19 protein-coding genes are annotated in these 18,635 nt (G+C 72.6%); 16 read left to right on the top strand and 3 right to left on the bottom strand.

All coding sequences use genetic code 11. The features are described from left to right. The first annotated feature begins 101 nt into the window (after window positions 1–101). From mycP to AB0I15_RS10700, 8 genes are all read left to right on the top strand, one after another. Window positions 102–1,256, top strand: a complete 1,155-nt coding sequence (mycP, locus tag AB0I15_RS10665) for a type VII secretion-associated serine protease mycosin (protein ID WP_358092788.1) — start codon at window positions 102–104, stop codon at window positions 1,254–1,256. Window positions 1,257–1,339: 83 nt separating this feature from the next. After that, window positions 1,340–1,663 (top strand): WXG100 family type VII secretion target, encoded by a 324-nt coding sequence (locus tag AB0I15_RS10670; protein ID WP_358092791.1) that lies wholly within the window; start codon window positions 1,340–1,342, stop codon window positions 1,661–1,663. A gap of 16 nt (window positions 1,664–1,679) precedes the next feature. After that, complete coding sequence (locus AB0I15_RS10675) at window positions 1,680–1,979, top strand: WXG100 family type VII secretion target (protein WP_358092794.1); 300 nt, start codon at window positions 1,680–1,682, stop codon at window positions 1,977–1,979. A 5-nt stretch (window positions 1,980–1,984) separates the two neighbouring features. Beyond that, window positions 1,985–2,323 (top strand): hypothetical protein, encoded by a 339-nt coding sequence (locus AB0I15_RS10680; RefSeq protein WP_358092796.1) that lies wholly within the window; start codon window positions 1,985–1,987, stop codon window positions 2,321–2,323. Between the two features lie 10 nt (window positions 2,324–2,333). Then, window positions 2,334–3,626 (top strand): hypothetical protein, encoded by a 1,293-nt coding sequence (locus AB0I15_RS10685; protein WP_358092799.1) that lies wholly within the window; start codon window positions 2,334–2,336, stop codon window positions 3,624–3,626. Between the two features lie 4 nt (window positions 3,627–3,630). Next, a complete protein-coding gene (locus AB0I15_RS10690) occupies window positions 3,631–3,963 on the top strand; it encodes a hypothetical protein (RefSeq protein WP_358092802.1) in 333 nt (110 codons plus the stop codon). Window positions 3,964–3,974: 11 nt separating this feature from the next. Then, on the top strand, window positions 3,975–4,676 hold the full coding sequence (locus AB0I15_RS10695; RefSeq protein ID WP_358092805.1) for a hypothetical protein: 702 nt from the start codon (window positions 3,975–3,977) through the stop codon (window positions 4,674–4,676). Continuing rightward, window positions 4,676–5,104: a YbaB/EbfC family nucleoid-associated protein gene (locus tag AB0I15_RS10700; protein WP_358092851.1), complete on the top strand. Its 429-nt coding sequence runs from the start codon at window positions 4,676–4,678 to the stop codon at window positions 5,102–5,104. The genes AB0I15_RS10695 and AB0I15_RS10700 overlap by 1 nt, the downstream gene beginning before the upstream one ends. Before the next feature lie 211 nt (window positions 5,105–5,315). On the opposite strand, the gene eccCa is transcribed toward AB0I15_RS10700, so the two are convergent. After that, window positions 5,316–9,296: a type VII secretion protein EccCa gene (gene eccCa, locus AB0I15_RS10705; protein ID WP_358092807.1), complete on the bottom strand. Its 3,981-nt coding sequence runs from the start codon at window positions 9,294–9,296 to the stop codon at window positions 5,316–5,318. Between the two features lie 103 nt (window positions 9,297–9,399). Here eccCa and eccD point away from each other — a divergent pair, with 103 nt between their 5' ends. Together eccD and AB0I15_RS10715 are read left to right on the top strand one after the other, a co-directional pair. Further along, a complete protein-coding gene (gene eccD, locus AB0I15_RS10710; RefSeq protein ID WP_358092810.1) occupies window positions 9,400–10,788 on the top strand; it encodes a type VII secretion integral membrane protein EccD in 1,389 nt (462 codons plus the stop codon). Between the two features lie 91 nt (window positions 10,789–10,879). Next, a complete protein-coding gene (locus tag AB0I15_RS10715) occupies window positions 10,880–12,304 on the top strand; it encodes a vanadium-dependent haloperoxidase (RefSeq protein ID WP_358092812.1) in 1,425 nt (474 codons plus the stop codon). 69 nt (window positions 12,305–12,373) lie between these two features. Here AB0I15_RS10715 and AB0I15_RS10720 read toward each other — a convergent pair whose 3' ends face one another. Beyond that, the gene (locus AB0I15_RS10720) at window positions 12,374–12,562 is read right to left on the bottom strand and encodes a hypothetical protein (RefSeq protein WP_358092814.1); all 189 of its coding nucleotides are present in this window, start codon (window positions 12,560–12,562) and stop codon (window positions 12,374–12,376) included. A gap of 480 nt (window positions 12,563–13,042) precedes the next feature. Here AB0I15_RS10720 and AB0I15_RS10725 point away from each other — a divergent pair, with 480 nt between their 5' ends. From AB0I15_RS10725 to AB0I15_RS10735, 3 genes are read left to right on the top strand one after another with little or no spacing between them, the layout of a single operon-like run. Beyond that, complete coding sequence (locus tag AB0I15_RS10725; protein ID WP_358092816.1) at window positions 13,043–13,999, top strand: winged helix-turn-helix domain-containing protein; 957 nt, start codon at window positions 13,043–13,045, stop codon at window positions 13,997–13,999. A 16-nt stretch (window positions 14,000–14,015) separates the two neighbouring features. Then, on the top strand, window positions 14,016–14,321 hold the full coding sequence (locus AB0I15_RS10730; RefSeq protein WP_358092818.1) for a hypothetical protein: 306 nt from the start codon (window positions 14,016–14,018) through the stop codon (window positions 14,319–14,321). Continuing rightward, on the top strand, window positions 14,318–15,412 hold the full coding sequence (locus AB0I15_RS10735; protein ID WP_358092820.1) for a transglycosylase SLT domain-containing protein: 1,095 nt from the start codon (window positions 14,318–14,320) through the stop codon (window positions 15,410–15,412). Before AB0I15_RS10730 ends, AB0I15_RS10735 begins: the two co-directional genes overlap by 4 nt. Before the next feature lie 25 nt (window positions 15,413–15,437). Here AB0I15_RS10735 and eccB read toward each other — a convergent pair whose 3' ends face one another. After that, window positions 15,438–16,847 carry a type VII secretion protein EccB gene (eccB, locus tag AB0I15_RS10740; protein WP_358092822.1) on the bottom strand — a complete coding sequence of 470 codons (1,410 nt, stop codon included), beginning with the start codon at window positions 16,845–16,847 and terminating at the stop codon, window positions 15,438–15,440. A 148-nt stretch (window positions 16,848–16,995) separates the two neighbouring features. Here eccB and AB0I15_RS10745 point away from each other — a divergent pair, with 148 nt between their 5' ends. From AB0I15_RS10745 to AB0I15_RS10755, 3 genes are all read left to right on the top strand, one after another. Beyond that, complete coding sequence (locus AB0I15_RS10745; protein WP_358092825.1) at window positions 16,996–17,310, top strand: hypothetical protein; 315 nt, start codon at window positions 16,996–16,998, stop codon at window positions 17,308–17,310. Between the two features lie 31 nt (window positions 17,311–17,341). Further along, window positions 17,342–18,187, top strand: coding sequence for a hypothetical protein (locus tag AB0I15_RS10750; RefSeq protein ID WP_358092828.1), 846 nt, complete (start codon window positions 17,342–17,344; stop codon window positions 18,185–18,187). A 38-nt stretch (window positions 18,188–18,225) separates the two neighbouring features. Further along, window positions 18,226–18,635: hypothetical protein (locus tag AB0I15_RS10755; protein WP_358092831.1), on the top strand; the 410-nt coding region annotated here is incomplete at its 3' end.

Genomic DNA, 18,635 nt, shown 5'->3' on the forward strand with positions numbered 1-18,635 from the left:
TACCGACACCTGCCTATCCCGTGGCCCGCCGCCCGGCGTCTCATTTCAAGATATTTCTAAGAGAGCAACGACAAATCGGAAATATAGGCAGACTTCGTCCCGTGCCTTCCCTCTGGTACGGCGCCGCGGCCATCACCCTGGCGCTCACCCCCACCCCGGCGCCCACGCGCACGGTGACCTGCGACCCCGAGCCGGGCGTCGCCGAGGTCACCGGCACGCCGTGGCCGCAGGAGCGGCTGCGGTTCCAGCGGGTGTGGCGGCTCACCAGGGGCGAAGGGGTCACCGTCGCCGTCGTGGACAGCGGCGTGGACGTCACGCACCCCCAGCTCGCCGGCGTCGTCGCGCGCCAGGTGGACCTCACGGGCACCGACCTGCGCGACTGCGTGGGCCACGGCACGGCGGTGGCCGGGATCATCGCCGGGCGCGACCTGACCTCGCGCGGCGTTCCGGTGATGGGCGTCGCGCCCGCCGCCCGGATCCTGTCGATCAAGCAGACCGAGGGGCAGTCGGGCGACGTGAGGCGGCTGGCCGACGGCATCAGGCGGGCGGCCGACCTGGGGGCGCAGGTGATCAACGTGTCCGTGCAGGCCCACGACGCGCCCCCGCTCAAGGCGGCGGTGGCGTACGCGCAGGCCAAGGACGTGGTGATCGTGGCGGCGGCGGGCAACGTCAAGCAGGACGACGGGGCGGTCACGCCCGCGTACCCGGCCGAGTATCCGGGCGTGGTCGCGGTCGGCTCCGCCTCGCCGGACGGCAAGAAGTCGGACTTCTCCAACGGCGCCACCCGCATCTCGGTCACCGCGCCAGGGGCAGGGGTCACGAGCGCGTGGACCGGCGGCGGATACCGTACGGGGCTGGACGGCACCAGCTTCGCCGCCCCCTTCGTGTCCGGCGTGGCCGCCCTGGTCAGGGCCCGGCATCCGGACCTCGACCTCTGGGAGGTCAAGCGCCGGCTGGAACGGACGGCCGAGGGCGGGGGCGCGGCCGGCACCGGCGCCGGGCTCGTCAACCCCCTGCAGGCGGTCACCTCGGTCCTGCCGCCCGCCGAGGAGGGCGGGGCCGCCGCCGCGCCGGTCGTCCTGGCCAGGGCGCCCGTGCCCGACAGGCGGATGCGGGGCATCGCCCTCGCGATGGCCGCGGGCACGGTCGGGGCCACCGCGCTGGTGGTGTTCCTGGCGCTGACGCTGCCCAGGGCCCGCCGCCGGAAGTGGCGGGCGGGGGGCGCCACAACAGTTACAGGAAAGTTGAAATCGTAGCCCCATTCGACCTGACCCATTTACGTTGATTCGAAGATGAAACCCGGTTGAATTCGGGTTCACCGCGATCCGAGAGGTACACCGTGGCAGAGCCGACACGTTTCCAAGAGGGCAGTCAACACAGCGCCGCAGAACGCGCGCTCACCGCCCACGGGAACATCACGCAAATCCACAACAGGCTCACCCAGATTCCCGCGACACTCGGCGGAGCCTGGCAGGGCGAGTCCGCGACCGTCTACACCCAGGTGCTCAACGAGTGGAACCCGCAGTTCAAAAAGGTCATCGACGCGCTGCACGCGATCGCGGAGAACCTGAAGGCCTCGGGCATCCAGTACACCGAGGCGTCCACCAGTTCACGCGAGGTCGCCGAGAATCTGCGGGCGGCCCTCGGCGGCGGCAAGCTCTGACGAACGGAGAAATACCATGACCGGTGGCGGCGACATCATTCTCGCTAATTTCGACGAGATGGAGGAGATCGCGTCAGAGCTCGGCCGGGCCTACGCGAACCTGGTCGGCGAACTGGCCGACCTGGAGAACGACCTGAAGGTCCTCGAGACCTGGGACGGCTCCGCCAAGACCGTCTACCTGGAGGCCAAGCGCCAGTGGAACGAGGCCGTGGTCGCCATGGGTGACACCATGCAGCGCTTCGGCCCCGCCCTGCACGACGCGACCGAGATCATGCGGGACGCGGAGAACGCCAACGTCCGGCGCTGGGGCACCTGAGCCTGGTGAACGAGCCGATCATCGACCCGGCCACGGCCGGCGACCAGGCGATGTGCAAGCCGGAGGCGCTCATCGACGTGGCCGGCAGGCTGTCCAAGGACCTGCTGCCCCGGCTCGACGCGGCCCGGTTCAAGGTCCCCGATCTGCCGCCGGGGGCCGCGGGCGACTGGGACATCGCCGCGGGCTACTCCGACACGGTGCGCCGGGCCCGTGAGGCCACGGGGGACTCGCTCCAGTTCGTCCTGGAGCAGGTCCAGCGGGTGATCGACGATCTGGTCGCCACCGCCGACACCGTGCGGGGCGCCGACGAGCGGGCCGCCGGCGCGGTGCCGCGTACGGGATAGAGGAAGCGCGTTGCCGGAACCAAAACCCATCAAGAACGGCTGCCTGCAGGGCGGGAACGTCAACGCGTACGGCGGGCGCGAGGAGATCCGGCGGATGCTCATGCGGGCCCGGCCGGAGGAGTTCGGGCCGGTCGTGGACGCGTACAAGACGACGTCCGAGCTGCTCACGTCGGCGATCACGGCGCTGGGGGACAGTGCGGGCCGGCTGGTCGCCGACGGGAACTGGGGCGGCGAGTCCGCCAGGGCCATGCTCACCCGGATGAACCGGCTCCAGACGTACCTGCAGTCGTTGCGGAACGACGTGAACGGCGTCCCGCCCGCGCTGGAGACCGTGAGCCGTGAGCTGGCCTCGGCCAAGGAACGATTCGACAAGGCGACGGAGCTGCAGGAGTACTGGGTGGAGGCCAGCGGCATGGGGGCGGGATCGATGCAGGCGGCCAACGACCCCGACCAGGACGCGCGTACGTTCATGCAGCAGCTCAACGGGCACTACCAGGGGGCGTACACGACGATGCCGGACCGTCTGGCCTGGGACGCGAAGCTGGCCTCACCCGAGCCGTACCTGCCGCCGCCCGAGCGGGCGCCGACCCCGGTACAGGGTGGCGACCTGCCGTACGAGGACACCGTTCCGGTGCGCTCCGGCACCGGTCTGGCGAGCACGTCCAACTATCAGCCGACGCCCGCGGGGTCGCTGCCGGGCACGACCCCGGCCGCGGCCCCGCCGCCGACCGCGCCGCCGGGTGGTGGTGGTTCGGTCCCGCCCACCCCCGCTCCGGCGGCGCCCATCCCGGTGGCGCCCGTTCCCGCCGGAAGCGGGCGGCTCAGCGGTGCCGCGCCGGGCACCGGACAGCCCGCCACCCGGCCGCCCGGCACGACCGGCACGAACGCCACTGCGCCGCCCGGCACGCCGCCGGCGGGGCAGCCCGGAGTCCCGCTTCCCACCTCGGCCCCCGCCCCGATCAGGAGTGACCCCGTCGTCCCCGCGAACCAGAGCACCAGTCCGGCGGCCACCGGCACCGGGCGCGACCCGTACACCAGCGCCGCCCAGGAGGCCAGGTCGCTCGGCCCGACCGTGCGCCCCGGCAGCGTGCCCGTCGTGGACGGCTCGTGGCCCGCGACCAGGTCGCCGATGGCCGGAGGCGAGCCGGGCGCGATGGGAGCCGGCGGGATGCCGTTCATGCCGATGGGCGGCGGAGGCGCGCAGGAGGGCCGGAGCGGTGACCGCCGCGCGCTCACCGCCAAGAACCGCGACGACGACTTCTTCCAGCCCGTGATCGACTGCGGGCCACCGGTGGTGGGATAGCGCCATGGTCGACAAGATCGCCGTAGAGGCGGAGTCCATCCGCGAGATGGGCCGCAAGATGGCCGACGCCCCCATGCGGGACCTGGAGGAGATGGCGCGCACCGTCGCCCAGATCGAGCTCAGCGCCATGGGGGCCTACGGCGCCTTCGGCCTGCTCGGCGGGTCCCTGGGAGAGTCGTTCGACCAGGTCAAACGGGCCGCGCAGCAGTACCTCGCGGGCAAGCGCGGCGAGGTCTCCGACATCCACAACAAGGCGTACGACACGGCCAACGGCTACACGGGCGGAGATGGGGACGCCGCCCGGATCGCCGGGCAGATACCGAACATCCCGAGGTAAGGCGACATCCCATGCTTGAACAACCCCGGTCCGTCATCGACGGCTCGGCCATGGCCATGACGGGCTCGATGCTCCTGGGCATGGGACGTGCCCGCTACGCCACGATGCTCCTGCCGCTCATGGGCGGCGACACGGCCCAGCAGCGGGCGGCGGCCGACGCGTGGGAGAAGGTGTCCCTGTCCATGAGCGCGCATCCCGACCTCGTGGACCGGTCGGTCACGAACGTCAACTGGACCGCGCCCAGCGCCAAGCTCTACACCGAGACGGTGCGCGGCTACGCCGACGACGCCGGGGAGAAGGCCGGCTCGCCCAAGGCGTCGGCCGACGTCCTGCGTGCCACGGCGACCGCGTACGACGTGCTCGGCCAGGCCGTCTTCGTCACCGGGGCGGCCATCCTCGCGGCGGGGTTCATCTACCGGATGAACCAGGTGAACCCGTTCACCAGAGGGCCGGCGGAGGTGGCCGCCACCTCGTTCGGGCTGCGGGCGGACCAGCAGGCCGGGCAGCTCGCGGGCCGGGCCAGGGCGTTCGTGATGGGCGGGCAGGGCGTGGTGGGCAAGGTGGCCGCGAAACTGGCGCAGATGTCGACGGGCAAGAAGGTGGTCCTGGGCGGGGCGGCCGGGGTGACGGGCGCGATGATGGGGCAGTCGGCGGTCGCGGGCCGGTTCGGTGACACCGCGATCAAGCCCTCGGCTCCGGAGGTGAAAGCGTGATGGCGGCGTTCGACGAGGGGGCCATGGACCGGCTGATCGCCGACGCCCAGCGCTCCACGGCCGGGCTGGACGACGTCTACCAGCGGATGCTCACCGTCGAGGGCGCCGCCCAGGACCCGGACAAGCTGGTCAGGGTCGAGTGCTCGGCGCAGGGCGTCACGGGGCTGCACATCGACCCCCGGGCCATGCGCTGGGGCTCGCAGCGCCTGTCCGAGACGATCCTGGCGCTGATCGCCGCCGCCCTGGCCGACCTGGAGGCCAAGTCGGCCGAACTCCTGGGCGACGCCCTGGGGACGGGGCCGCTGAACCTGGCGGACGAGGACAACCCGGCCGACCGGCACATGCGCGACGCGAGGGCGGCGTACGAGGAGGCCATGGACCGCGCGGTCGCCGAACTCTCCCGCATCGAACGCGACCTCGACCCCTGACCCCACGCCCTCCCCAAGGTCCTCCGAAGGACCCGCACCGAAGCACGACGCGTCCGACTCGCCCTCCGAGGCCCCCACACCCCCTTCCCCTCCCCCCCCCCCAAAGGGACCCCCGCCGAAGTTCGGCGCGGGCTCGCTATCCGGAGGGCCCGCGCTTCTCTCTCCCCCAAAAGGACCCGCGCCGAAGTACGGTGTGGGCTGGTGAGAGGGCCTAAGCCAGGTAGGCGGTTTGGATGAGCTTTTCGCCCGACCGCCGATCCACGTACAGCCCGCGCCCCGGCGGAAGCTGCCGCGGCCGTACGTTCCCGAAGAGCTGCCCTTCGTCCCTGGGCCCCGACAACATCACGGCCGGCGAGTTCATCTCCTTCAGCCGCCGCACCACCGGATCCAGCATGCTCCGCCCCGCACCCCCCATGGCCCGCCCCAGCACCAGGTGCAGCCCGATGTCCCGGGCCTGGGGCAGCAGGTCGCCGAGGATGGTCAGCGGGTTGGCCGAGGTCGCCACCAGGTCGTAGTCGTCCACGATCACGTACAGGTCCTGCCCGGTCCACCAACTGCGGGTGCGCAGTTGCTCCGAGGTCAGGTCGGGCGGCGGGAGCCGGTCCTGCAGCACCTCCTGGACCCCCTTGAGCAGGGTCGTGGCGGCGGTGCTGGAGGCGGCGTACCCGACGCGGTGCTCGGTGTCGGTGGCGTCCAGGAGCGAGCGCCGGTAGTCGATGACGATGAAGCGGGCCTGCATCGGCGTCCGCCCGGCCGCCAGGCCGTGCGCGATCACCTTGAGCAGGTTGCTCTTGCCGCTCTCGGTGTCGCCGAACACCACGAAGTGCGGGTCGGCGTCGAAGTCGAGGAGCACCGGCGCGAGCGCGGCCTCGTCGATGCCGATCGGCACCCGCGTGCCGCCCTCGGTCTGCGGGGCGGGCAGGGTGTGCGCGGGGAGCAGGGCCGGCAGCAGCCGTACGGGCGGCGCCGGGTGGCCGTGCCAGGCCGTCGCCGCGGCCTCCACCAGGGCGGACACCCCTTCGGACAGGTCCTCCACGGTGGAGCGGCCGTCGATGCGCGGCAGCGCGGCCAGGAAGTGCAGCGCCTCGCGGGTCAGCCCGCGGCCCGGCGCCCGTTCGGGCACGTTCGCGGCGGCCTTGCGGTCGATCTCGGAGTCGAACGAGTCCCCGAGCCGGAGCTCCAGCCGGGTGGCGAGCAGGTCGCGCACGCTCGCCCTGAACTCCAGCCACCGGTTGGCGGTGCCGATCACGTGGATGCCGTACCCCAGGCCACGGGTGACCAGGTCGCCGAGGTCCGCCTCGAGCTGTTCGTACTCTTGACGCAGGATCGACCAGCCGTCCACCACCAGGAAGACGTCACCCCAGCCGTCGCCCTCGTAGGCGCCCGAGGCGACCATCCTGCGGTAGGTGGCCATGGAGTCGATCCCGCGCTCGACGAACAGCCGCTCACGCCGCTCCAGCAGCGTTTTGACCTCGGCGACCGTTCTGCGTACCGCGTCGGCGTCCAGCCGGGTGGCCACGCCGCCGACGTGCGGCAGCCCGGACAGGGGCGACAGCGTGCCGCCGCCGAAGTCCAGGCAGTAGAACTGCACCTCCTTCGGGGTGTGGGTGAGCGCTAGCGAGGCGATCAGGGTGCGCAGGAGCGTGCTCTTGCCGGTCTGGGGCGCGCCCACGATGGCGATGTTGCCCGCCGCGCCCGACAGGTCCAGCCAGTACGGGTCCCGCCGCTGGTCGAACGGGCTGTCCACGATCCCGGCCACCGCGTGCAGCCGTCCGGGCCGCTCCTGCCCCGACCCGGCGGCGGTGAGCCCGTGCCCCGGTGTCGTCTCGATGCGCGGCAGCAGCCGGTCGATCGAGGAGGGCTCCTTCAGCGGCGGCAGCCAGATCCGGTGCGCCTCGGCGCCGTGCCCGGCCAGCCGCGCGACCACGATGTCCAGCAGGCTGTCCTGCTTGCCCTTGTCCTCGACGACGGGCGGCGCCTCGACCGCGGGCGGCATCGGCACGCGTTCGGGGCCGTACCAGACGATCTTCCCGCGGTGCCCCGAGCGCGCCGTCACGGCCTGGCCCGGCGCGGCGGCCGGCCGGTACGGCCCCGACACGTACGCCGCCTTGAACCGCGTCATGCCCGTGGTCTCGAACATCAGGTACGCGTTGCCCGGCTCGGGCGGCAGCGAGTACGCGTCCGCCACCCCCAGCACGGCCCGGCTCTCGGCCGCCGAGAACGTCCGCAGCCCGATCCGGTACGACAGGTGCGTGTCCAGCCCGCGCAGCCGTCCCGACTCCAGCCGCTGGGAGGCCAGCAGCAGGTGCACCCCGAGCGAGCGCCCGAGTCGCCCGATCATCACGAACAGCTCGACGAACTCCGGCTTGGCCGTCAGCAGCTCGCTGAACTCGTCGAGCACGATGAACAGCGTCGGCATCGGCCGCAGGTCGGCGCCCTGCTCGCGGGCCTGCTCGTAGTCGCGCACGGAGGCGTAGTTGCCGGCCGAGCGCAGCAGTTCCTGCCGCCGCACCATCTCGCCGTGCAGCGCGTCGTGCATGCGGTCGACCAGCGGCAGTTCGTCTTCCAGGTTGGTGATGACCGCCGAGACGTGCGGCAGCCCGTCCAGGCCGAGGAAGGTGGCGCCGCCCTTGAAGTCGACGAGCACGAAGTTGAGCGTCTCGGAGGAGTGCGTGATGGCCAGCGCCAGCACCAGCGTGCGCAGCAGCTCCGACTTGCCGGAACCGGTCGCGCCCACCACCAGGCCGTGCGGCCCCATGCCGCCCTGGGCGGCCTCCTTGATGTCCAGCTCGACGGGCCGCCCGTCGGCGCCCAGTCCGATCGGCACCCGCAGCCGGTTCCTGACCGGGCGGGGCTGCCAGGTCGTCGTGGGGGAGAGCAGGCGCGCGTCACCGATCCTGAGCAGGTCGGTGAGCGTCGTGTTCGTGGCGAACACGTCCCGCTCCTCCTCGCCGCCGCCAGCCGAGGCGCTCCGCATCGGCGCGAGCTGCCTGACCAGCGCGGCGAACGCGGGCGGCCGCAGCCGGTCGGGCCGCCCGAGCGAGGTCCTGACCTCCTTGCCGAGCTCGTCCTCGGCGACCCTGACCACGGCGTCCTCGCCGACCTCTAGGCGCAGGGTGAGCTGCGCGGGCGCGGGCGGGGTCGCGCCGCCGAGGTCGATCACGGTGACGCCCTCGATGACGTCCAGGGCGAGCTGGCTGCCCGCCGGCACCGTCCCGCCGTCCACGACCACCACGTGGTACGGGACCGCCTCCGGCGCCAGCCCCTTGCTGAACCGCGGCCGGTCCTTCAGCTCGAACCCCAGCAGCTCGTCCAGCTCGCCCAGGTCGCCCGCCACCAGCCGGACCGGCCCGGCGCCGTCCTGCTCGGTGGGGTGCAGCGCGTGCGGCAGCCACTTCACGGGCTCCCACTCGCGGGCCCGCTCGCTCCCGGCGCACACCGAGATCCGCAGGTCCTCGGGGGAGTGCAGCGCCGCCGCCTGGGCCAGCGCCGCCCGTACGAGGTCGCGCGCCGCCGCCGGATCCCCGCCGATCACGATGCGCGCGAACGAGTGCAGCGCCAGCGCCACCGGCAGCCCCGGAACGGTGGCGTGCGTGCGGACGAACCGGCGCAGCGCCCCGGCCGTCACCGGGTCGAGGTCCTCGATCGGCCGGGTCTCCGGCGGGATCATCGGCAGCGCCAGCCGCTGCGCCGAGGTGGCGATCCTGATCTGGGCGAAGTCGTCGTCGCGGGGCCGCCGCTCCCACAGCCGGCTGGTCATCACCAGCGACCAGAGGGCGGCGGGGTCGGGATGGTTCCAGGTCATGGCCTTGTGCTGCTGCGCGGCGGCCGTGCGGACCCGCTTCCTGACCTGCTCCAGGTAGCGGTAGTAGTCGCGGCGCTGGCCGTTGAGCTGGCTCTTGCGCTCGCCGGAGTTGCGCATCATCTGGCCCACGCTCATGCCGATCATGGAGAACGCGAACAGGCCGCTCGAGACCAGCATGATCGGGTTGCCGGCGCTGCCGCCGGTGAACATGAGCGCCATCGCCCCCGCACCGGCGATCATGGGCAGGTACGTCAGCAACTGCGTCAGCCCGCCGCCCGTGACGGTCTCGGGGATCTCCGGGGGAGATTCGAGCAGGACCTCGCCTCCCGGAGGCTCCGGCGGTCTGCGCCGCTCCGGCCTGCGAACCACGATCAGGCTGCCGCTCACCAGTCCTATAAAAGCCGCTGACGTAGGGATATAGGCGATACTTCAAAATACCTAGACGCTTTTCGCGCCTCGCGGGCGATGCCTGATCCATACACTCGACCGGGTGAGCGCCACCGGAACCGACCTGTGCCGGGTCACCGTCGTGACCCCGCGCGGATTCCTGGACCTGGGCCTGCCGCCGGACATCCCGCTGGGCAACCTGCTGCCGACCCTGCTGCGCATCGCCGGGGAGGGGCTGGCCGAGGCGGGCCTGGCCCACGGCGGCTGGGTGCTCCAGCGGCTGGGCGGGCCGCCGTTCGACCCGAACGCGACCCTGTCGGAGCTGTCCGTCCACGACGGTGAGCTGCTGCACCTGCGCCCGCGCGGCCACGAGCTGCCCGAGGTGGTCTTCGACGACGTGGCCGACGCGGTGGCGACGGGCGTGCTGGAGCGCACCGGGCGCTGGCAGCCGGCCACCACGAGAAGCTACGGCCTGCGCGCCGCCGCCGCGCTGCTCGGCCTGGGCGCCGCCGCGCTGCTGATCACCGGGCCGCCCTGGCTCCCGGCCGCCCTGGTGGCCGGGGGCGTCGCGCTGATCCTGCTGCTGGTGGCGGTGGCCCTGTCGCGGGCGATGGGCGACGCCCGCTCGGGGGCGGTGATCGGGTACGCCGCCCTGCCCTACGGCTTCGTCGCCGGCCTGGTCGGACCGGCCCCGAGCCAGGGGATCTTCCAGCCCGAGACCCTGCTCTCGGCCTCGGGCGTGGTGCTGATGCTGGCCACGGCCACCGGGTTCGCGGTGGCGCAGGGGCTGCCCACGTTCCTCGGCCTGGCCGCCGCCGCGTTCTGCGGGCTGCTGGGGTCGGGCCTGGTCATGGCCTTCGACCTGCCGGCGGCGGGGGTGGCGGCGGTGCTGGCCGCGATCGCGGTGGGGCTGACGACGGCGATCCCCTCGCTGTCGTTCCGGCTGGCCGGGATGCCGCTGCCCGCGCTGCCCACGACGGCGGAGGAGCTGCGGCGCGAGAGCGGCGACCTGGACGGCGCGCTGGTGATCGACAAGGCCGTGGTGGCCGACCGCTACTGCGCCGGGCTGCTCGGCGGGGTGGCGCTCGTCGTGCTGGGGGCGCAGGTGCTGCTCGTGCTGGACGGCACCTGGGCGGCGTTCGCGATGAGCGCGGCGTTGTCGCTGTCGCTGCTCATGCGCGCCCGCGTCTTCGAGGGCCGGGGCCAGCGGACCTGGCTGCTGACCACGACCCTGCTCGGCGTGATCCTGCCGGCCGCCGCCCTGGCCGTCACCGGTGCCGCCGGCGGCCTCGTGCTCTACGGCATCGTGCCCGCGCTGGTGGTGCTGGCCCTGGCCGTGGCCGGGACGGCGCTGTGGCTCACCTCCGCGCGCCCGTCCCCGTTCTGGGGCCGCGTGGGCGACATCTTCGACATCCTGCTGATGATCGCCCTCATCCCGCTCGCGCTGGCCGTCATGGACCTGTACGAGACCATCCGTGGTCTGGTCAGCTAGGCGGGTGTCACCAAACGGTTAGGTCGAACGTGTATTCGACTATGGAATCGTCTCCTGGTGGCGGAGGCCCGTTGACACGAGGAGACCTTTCATGTCCCATCGCAAGTCCTTATGCGCGCTCGCGCTCGCCCTGGTGAGCTTCGCCGCGCTCATCCTGACCGCCCTGCCCGCCCACGCGGGCGCGCCCAACGTGGTGCTCCGATGGAACCAGGCGCTGCTGACCGCGATCCGCTCCGGCACGCTCGGCCCGCCGCAGGTCGCCAGGGCGCTGGCCATCGTGCACACCTGCGCCTACGACGCGTGGGCCGCCTACGACGGGGTCGCCGTCGGCACCCGGCTGGGCGGTTCGCTGCGGCGGCCACCGGCGGAGCGGACCCAGGCGAACAAGACCGAGGCCATCAGCTTCGCCGCCCACCTGGCCGCGGTCGACCTCTACCCGGCACAGCGGGCCGGGTTCGACGCGCTCATGACCGAGCTGGGCTACGACCCGGCCGACACGTCGAGCCGTCCCGCCGGCATCGGCGTGACCGCCTGCCAGGCGGTGCTCGACCACCGGCACGCCGACGGCTCCAACCAGCTCGGCGGCTACGCCGACACCACCGGCTACGCGCCGGTCAACGCGCCCGTCGTGGTCGCCGAGCCGCTCACCACGCTCAACGAGCCCGGCCGCTGGGCGCCGCTGACCTACGTCAACCGGGCCGGCGTCCTGGTCACGCCGCCGTTCCTGGCCCCGCACTGGGGGCAGGTGGCCTCGTTCAGCGGTGACGCCCGCGACCTGGCCGACGCGGTGATCCCGCCGTACGCGTACGGGTCGTCGGGGTTCAGCACGCAGGCCGCCGAGATCGTGTCGGGCACGGCCGCGCTGACCGACCGGCAGAAGTCGATCTCCGAATACTGGTCCGACGGGCCGAGCAGCGAGACGCCGCCCGGGCACTGGTCCCTGTTCGCCCAGCAGATCTCGGCGCGCGACCGGCACGGGCTCGACAAGGACGTGAAGATGTTCTTCGCGCTGGCCAACTCCGTCATGGACGCCGGGATCGCCTCGTGGGAGGTCAAGCGGGACCGCGACTCGGCCCGGCCGATCACCGCGATCCGGTTCCTGTACAAGGGGCAGCAGATCCCGACCTGGGGCGGGCGGGTGGTCGACGGGGCCTCCTGGGTGCCGTACCAGGTGCCGACGTTCCCGACGCCGCCGTTCGGCGAGTACGTCTCGGGGCACAGCACGTTCAGCGCGGCGGCGGCCGAGGTGCTCAAGCGCTTCACCGGCGCCGACGCGTTCGGCGGGCAGGCGCTGATCGCGAAGGGGTCGTCGCTGGTGGAGCCGGGGGTGACGCCCGCGCAGGACGTGACGCTGAGCTGGTCCACGTTCAGCGCCGCCGCCGACGAGGCCGGGCTGTCGCGCCGCTACGGCGGCATTCACTTCCGCCTCGGTGACCTGCAGGGCCGCGCCCTCGGCCGCGCGGTCGGCGGGGCGGCGTGGGAGCGCGCCAAGGACTACTGGTCCGGCCGCGGCTGACCCACCCGGCGCACAGCAGGAGCGCCCGCTCCCCGGTGGGGGAGCGGGCGCCCTTTGTGCTGCGGAAGGTCAGGCCACGCTCTCCTCGGCCTGCCGGTTGAGCGTGTCGAGATCGAACGCACCCGACTTGACGGCCGCGGTGAACGCCTCCCAGTCCCGGCGAGGAACTTCCAGCACCGAGTCCGGGTTGTCCGCGTGGATGAGCTCCACGTGGTCGTTGATCCGCTTCGCCGCGACGCGGCTGGCGTCTTGTGTCATCTGCAGCACTCCTCTCGTGCCTTGCGGAGGTTCCGCCCCGGCCATCCGTTCGCAGGAGGACCGAGGCGGTTGCGGGCAGCCTTCCATCCTGTGGGGGCGTCGGCCACCCGTTCGGAGGGCCACGTGGAGAGAAAATCCAACTCTCAGGTGACGGTCTCTTGGCCTCGGTGTAAGAACGGCGACCCGGTCACTCCCCGGCCGGCACGGCGGCCGCCCGGCCGGCGGGGTCAGGTTGGCGGATCGAGCGCCTTATGTGACAAGTGGGAGTCAAGGGACCTTTAAGTCAATGGTTAGTGGAGGGGGCTAAGTTCCACAACATGAACGCGACTCGCAAGAGCATCCGCATCACCTGAGATAGATCATCCCTTTTGGGGATGTTTCGAGCATCGTTGAAACATTCCTCCGGCGATGGGCCACCTGTCTACAGTCCTACCCGTGGGGGCCCAAGCAACAAGGACCAGCGTGTGGAGCGAGCTGCGTATGAGCTCCATACCGCAGCTCTACATTTCGATCTCGCCCAATCTGACCGCCCTTGCCATGATCGCCGACGCGCTCGCCGGCCGCCGTCGTGGCCTGCCCGAACTGTGGCGGCGGGCGATCGCGTCGCGTGTCGGCCCGATCGGTCACGAAGCGGTACGCCCGCTGGCCGCTCCCGGCTACTCGATCGCGCCCGACAGCCTCGTGCCGAGCTCTCCCATCAGCGGCGACGTCTCCGTGCAGGCCCAGGTCAGCGCCCTGCACGACATCCCGCCCGACGCCCTGGTCAAGGACCTGGAGCAGACGTTCGGGCCGGGCAGGCCACCGGCGCACTGGCGCTCGGCCGCCGAGCGGCCCACGCGCTGGCTGCGCGGGTACGCCAGCGCCCTGGCCGACGTCTGGAACACCACCGAGCCCCTGTGGAAGCGGGCCCGCCCGCTGCTCGACAGGGAGGTCGAGCGGGTCGGCGTGACGACCGTGCGCGGCGGTCCCGAACTGCTGCTCGGCGCGATCAGCGACCGCATCGTGTACGACGGCCACGGCCTGCGCATCTCCGACGTCGAGTCGGCCACGTTCGACCTGGGCGACCGCAAGATCGTCCTGGTGCCGACGCTGGCCGGCAAGGACTCCTTGATCGTCTGCCTGGACGACCCGGAGGCGGTGTGGATCGCCTACCCCGTACCGGGGGCGGAATCGTTGTGGCGCAAGCCGGTCGCGCCCGCCGTGGACGAGTTGTCGGCGCTGGTGGGCCCGGTCAGGGCGGACCTGCTCTGCGCGCTCGACCAGCCGATGACCATGTCCATGCTGGCGACGGACATGAAGATCGCGCCCAGCGGCCTGACCTACCATTGCGACCGGTTGCGCGCCGGCCGCCTGATCACGAGGGAGCGCCGGGGGCGCGAGGTGTGGATCGCCCGTACCCATCGGGCCGATGAGCTGCTGGAGCTGTTCCGGCGCTGAGGAGGGGAAGCCGAGCGTGGTGCTCAAGTTCCACCGCGACGCGCTGGGCGCGTGCGCCGCGGCGGCCAAGTCGGCATCCGGCGCGTTCAAGGGGCTGACGGGCCCGGTGCCGCCGGACGGCGCCTTCGGGAACGTCTCCGCGGCGGACGGCGGCGGGGGCCCGTCCGGGTCGGCCGCCATGGCCGCGGCGCTGGCCGACCTGGTGGAGGTCTCCGGGCAGGTGGCCAAGACGCTGGGCGGGCGGCTGGAGGCCGTGGAGCGTGCCCTCGACGCCGTCGAGGAGACGCTCACCTCCGCCGACTCGGGCGCGGTCCAGCGGTGAGCGCGATCGACGACGTCAGGGGCGCGCCGGGCGGCGGAGAGCTGGCGGACCTGGCCAGGAAGCTGGTCGGCAACCCCGGCGCGATCACCTCGGCGGCCAACGCCTGGCGTACGGCGGCGGGCACCTGCCAGGAGCACACCGGCGCGCTGAGCGCCGTGTCCTCCGACCTGGACGGCGCCTGGGAGGGCGTCGGCGCCGACGCCTTCGCCGGCTACATGACCAAGGTGGTCGACACGGGGGACCGGCTGCGGCAGACGCTCCAGGAGTGCGCGGGCCACCTCGACACCGCCGCCCAGAAGCTGCAGGGCGCCGAGTCGGAGGCGCTGGAGATCTGCGGTGGGTACGCCGCCGCCGCCCGCGAACTGCGTGGCCGCGACCCGCGCCCGACCGAGGACCAGGTCGCCCAGAGCCTGCAGCCCGCCCTGGGCGAGGCCCGTTCGAGGCTGCAACGGCTGGTCGGCGACACCGCCTCGACCATGACCGACTCCGCGGGGAAGATCAGGGGCTCGCTCGACAAGATCCGCAAGCTGCCCGGAGAGCTGCCCGAGCCGGACACGCAGCCGTTCGCACCGGCCCAGGGCAAGCCGCTCGGCTGGTCACCGGCGCGGCTGGACGGCCAGAACACCGCCCTCGCCGGCACTTCCCCGGGGTCCGGCTCGGGGTCCGGCACCGTCGGTTTCGGCGGGTACGGCCCCAGCGGCCCGCCCCCGCCCGGCGGCGGCCCCGCCCCGCAGGGCCAGGTCGCCGATTGGATCAACCAGGCGATCGCCATCCTCAAACAGCACGGCGTCCCGGCGGACAAGATGAACCCGAACGACATCTGGATGATCATCAAGCACGAGTCCGGCGGCAACCCGTCCGCGATCAACAACTGGGACTCCAACGCGGCCAAGGGCACGCCGTCCAAGGGCCTGATGCAGACCATCGACCCCACGTTCAGCTCGTACAAGCTGCCGGGGCACGGCGACATCTACAACCCGGTGGACAACATCATCGCGGGCGTCCGGTACGCGATCTCGCGCTACGGCTCGGTGTCGAACGTGCCCGGCGTGGTCGGCATGAAGACCGGCGGCGGCTACCAGGGCTACTGATCGCCGCCTCGGCCAGGGGCGGCCGTCACTGACCGCTCTCGCCGCTCTCGAGCACGGGCTTGGCGGCCCGTGCCGGGTCGAGCACCGGTCCCTCGGGGATGAGCTGGAGCACGTTGGCGGGGACCGGGGTCGCCTGGCCGGCGGCATAGCCCAGCTTGGCCAGCACGTCGGTGCCCGGCACGGCGTAGCGGCGGCCCTCCGGGGTGATCAGGTAGTAGGACTGGACGGCCGTGAGCTGGCCGTCGCCGGGCAGGACGCCGGCCAGGACCGCGCGGCCGGGCGGGAGGCGTACCAGGTCGGTGGCGTCGCCGCGCGGCTCGGGCAGCCTGGCGCCGGTCGTGAGGCGGACGCGGGTGGAGCCGGTGCCCGTCTCGGCGTAGACCACGCAGAGCGGGCCGGCCGGGTCGTAGGCGGTCATCCGCGGCATGACGGCGGGCAGGCCGTCGGCGGGCAGCTTGGTGCGTGAGCGGGGGGCGGCGTTGGCGGAGGCGGCGTCGACCCGGATCTCCTTGACCGCGCCACCGCCGTAGGCGGCCCTGCTGTCGGGGTCGCTCAGCAGGAGCGCGGCCTGGGCCTGCGTGACGGGGGCCAGGCCGTCGCCGAGCAGCACGTACCAGCGGGACTCGCCGCCGGCCACGGCGCCCGCGAGGAACACCTGGCCGACGGCGGCGGACTTGCCGCCGGGACCGGCGACCGGGCGCCCGCGCCCGGTGATGGCCGGCGCGGCCAGGTCGGGACCTTCGGGCAGCGCGTTCAGCCAGGACACGGGCACGGCGGCGGGGGTGCCGGCGGTGAGCCCGCGGGCGATGCCGGCGGCCACGCGCATGCGGGTGCCGCGCCAGATGGCCCACGTCTGGCCGCCCACGTCCACCAGCAGCGCGTCCCCCTCCGCGAGCGGCGTGCCGCCGATCTGCCGGCCCGCGACCAGCGTCACGTACGGCTTGCGCCCGGTCGGCTCCGCCCGCTCCTGCACGCAGGCCGACCAGGGGCCCTTGGCCAGGTACGACGGGCCGGGCAGCGAGTCGGGGGCGCCGGGGATGCCGATGGCCGCGCCCCGCTCGTACGTGGCCAGCGCCTCCCGCGCCACGACCCGCTCCTTGACCTGCCCCTCACCCAGCACGAGACGGGCGGAGGCGTAGTTGGCGACGGGGATGAGCCGGCGCTGGTCCTGGCTGTAGACGAACCTGGCCCCGGTCTCGCGCTCGATGATCAGCGTGCCCGGGTTCTCCAGCGACTTCGTGCCGCCCGGCCGCAGCAGCCCGAAGACGGCGAAGCCGACGCACAGCAGGACCGCGACGAAGATGCCGGCCAGGAACCCGATGTTCTGCCGGCGCAGCGGCCACTCCGGCTGGTTGGGCTGGGCACGCAGCAACGCCAGGCCGATGCGCTGGATGGTGAGGCGGTATGCCTGGTAAAGGTCGCGCTGACTGTGCACTCCCGCCCCTCAAATCACATGGATCCTTGATTACCTCAATTTATCGGGATAAAGGTTGGGAAGCGGTGCGGTATCTGACATGAGAACACTTAATGATCAGTAAATGACCTCCCTGTGCCGCCCGCGTCCGGCATTACAGGGTGGGATCGTGGACACGCGCTATATCACCCCCGACGCGATCGGCCAGGTCCGGCGGAGCATCAGGGACGATCTGCTCCCGGTCATGACCGAGGTGCGGCAGATCTTCGACGAGAACAGGTCCGTCGACTTCCCCGGCTGGGGGCCGCTCGGCGAGTGGACGGTGGGCGCGCTCTACCGGTCGCTGATCGAGTCCTTCCTCCGGGACGCCGAGGCCGCGCTCACCGTACTCGGCCGGTGGGAGGGCGAAGACCTGAAGACCGCCGAACGAAACTGGCGCACGGCCGAGGACCTGGCCGTGCAGCGCATCATGAAGCGCCCATGAGCGCCCGCCACGCGGCCGGACGGCGGCCGTGATGGCCCGGCCCAGGGTGGCGGGGCGGGCCAGGGACGGCTCGCCGCTGCGCGCACCGTCCAAGAGCCCGCCCGACCCGGTGGAGGTGCAGAACATCCTGCGCAAGGCCGCCAGGCTCGAACCCTCGATCGCGCTCGGCCTGCTGGCCACCGCCCCCGCGGTCGCGAACGTCTTCGGCATCTGGACGGCGGCCTCCAACCTCCAGGCGGGCGCGGGCGGCCGGCTCGACAAGGGCGCCAACAACGCGCTCACCGCCGTGATCAACCGGTCGGGGCAGAACTGGATCGCCGACGACCAGAAGGCGTTCGCCGGCGCCGCCGGTGAGCTCCGGGCCCACCTCGACGCCTTCCGTACGAACGTGCAGTGGGTGGCGGGGCACGTGGACAGCATCGGCGACGGGTTCCTCGTCTACTGGGGGGCCGCCGCCAAGATCGCGCAGACGACGTACCTGCGGCTGCTCTCGCTGCAGGCCCTCTCCCTCGCCCCGCAGACCAGGGTGGCCGCGCGGGTGGCGATGCGCACGACGGCGGCCCAGGCCAACGCGGCGCTGGCCGCGACGACGGGGCAGTTGCAGCGCTTCCTCGGCTCGCTCGGGATCAAGGACGTGCTGGGCGGCCTCGCGGCGGGCATCGGCGGGTCGGCGGCCGTCCAGCTCGCCTTCATGCGCCCCGACGGCGCCGCCACGATCGACTTCGGCAAGGCGGCCATCGACACCACCACGGGACCCACGTTCACCCGTCCGCAGCCCGGGCAGCAGCTCCCGGACGCCACACGCTTCTTCGACTGGCAGGTCAGGACACCGGACGGCGACATGAGCCTCGAGGACGTGGTCAAGAACCGGAACTGACCACACCGCCCGCGCCCGGGTTGTGGTTTGATCTTGCGATGCTGCTCACCCCTTTCCTGCTCGAGTTCTCCTCGTGGCACTGGCCCGGCGACTTCGACTTCGCCGACCAGCGGCTGCGCGACGCCTGGGACGCCATGCGGCCCCCGACGACGGGGGAGGCCTTCGAGCAGGGCTTCCTGACGCTGCTGCGGAGCGGGGACGCCGTCGCCGAGGGGATCGGGCTGGACTTCTACGACCGGGCCGAGATGACCGAGCGCTACGTCGGCGGCAACGTCCTGGAGCGGCACGCGGAGGAGGTGTTCGCCGTGGCCCGCCGGGCGCTCGCGCGGCCGCCCCGGCCCGGCGACGAGCATCCCATTCCGCGCGTGGCGATCAGGAGCGGGCCCGGCGGTGCTGGACGGACGCGCTGGAGATCGCCCTCCGGATCAAGGATCCGTACGAGGCCGAG

The organism is Nonomuraea sp. NPDC050643, from assembly GCF_040654715.1.
Lineage (GTDB): Bacteria > Actinomycetota > Actinomycetes > Streptosporangiales > Streptosporangiaceae > Nonomuraea.

Bases quoted from the DNA above. Each gene is read 5' to 3' on its own strand.
- AB0I15_RS10695 (WP_358092805.1), top strand. From the start codon at position 3,975: ATGCTTGAACAACCCCGGTCCGTCATCGACGGCTCGGCCATGGCCATG.
- AB0I15_RS10675 (WP_358092794.1), top strand. From the start codon at position 1,680: ATGACCGGTGGCGGCGACATCATTCTCGCTAATTTCGACGAGATGGAG.
- AB0I15_RS10715 (WP_358092812.1), top strand. From the start codon at position 10,880: ATGTCCCATCGCAAGTCCTTATGCGCGCTCGCGCTCGCCCTGGTGAGC.
- AB0I15_RS10725 (WP_358092816.1), top strand. From the start codon at position 13,043: ATGAGCTCCATACCGCAGCTCTACATTTCGATCTCGCCCAATCTGACC.
- AB0I15_RS10700 (WP_358092851.1), top strand. From the start codon at position 4,676: ATGGCGGCGTTCGACGAGGGGGCCATGGACCGGCTGATCGCCGACGCC.
- AB0I15_RS10750 (WP_358092828.1), top strand. From the start codon at position 17,342: ATGGCCCGGCCCAGGGTGGCGGGGCGGGCCAGGGACGGCTCGCCGCTG.
- AB0I15_RS10690 (WP_358092802.1), top strand. From the start codon at position 3,631: ATGGTCGACAAGATCGCCGTAGAGGCGGAGTCCATCCGCGAGATGGGC.
- AB0I15_RS10720 (WP_358092814.1), bottom strand. From the start codon at position 12,562: ATGACACAAGACGCCAGCCGCGTCGCGGCGAAGCGGATCAACGACCAC.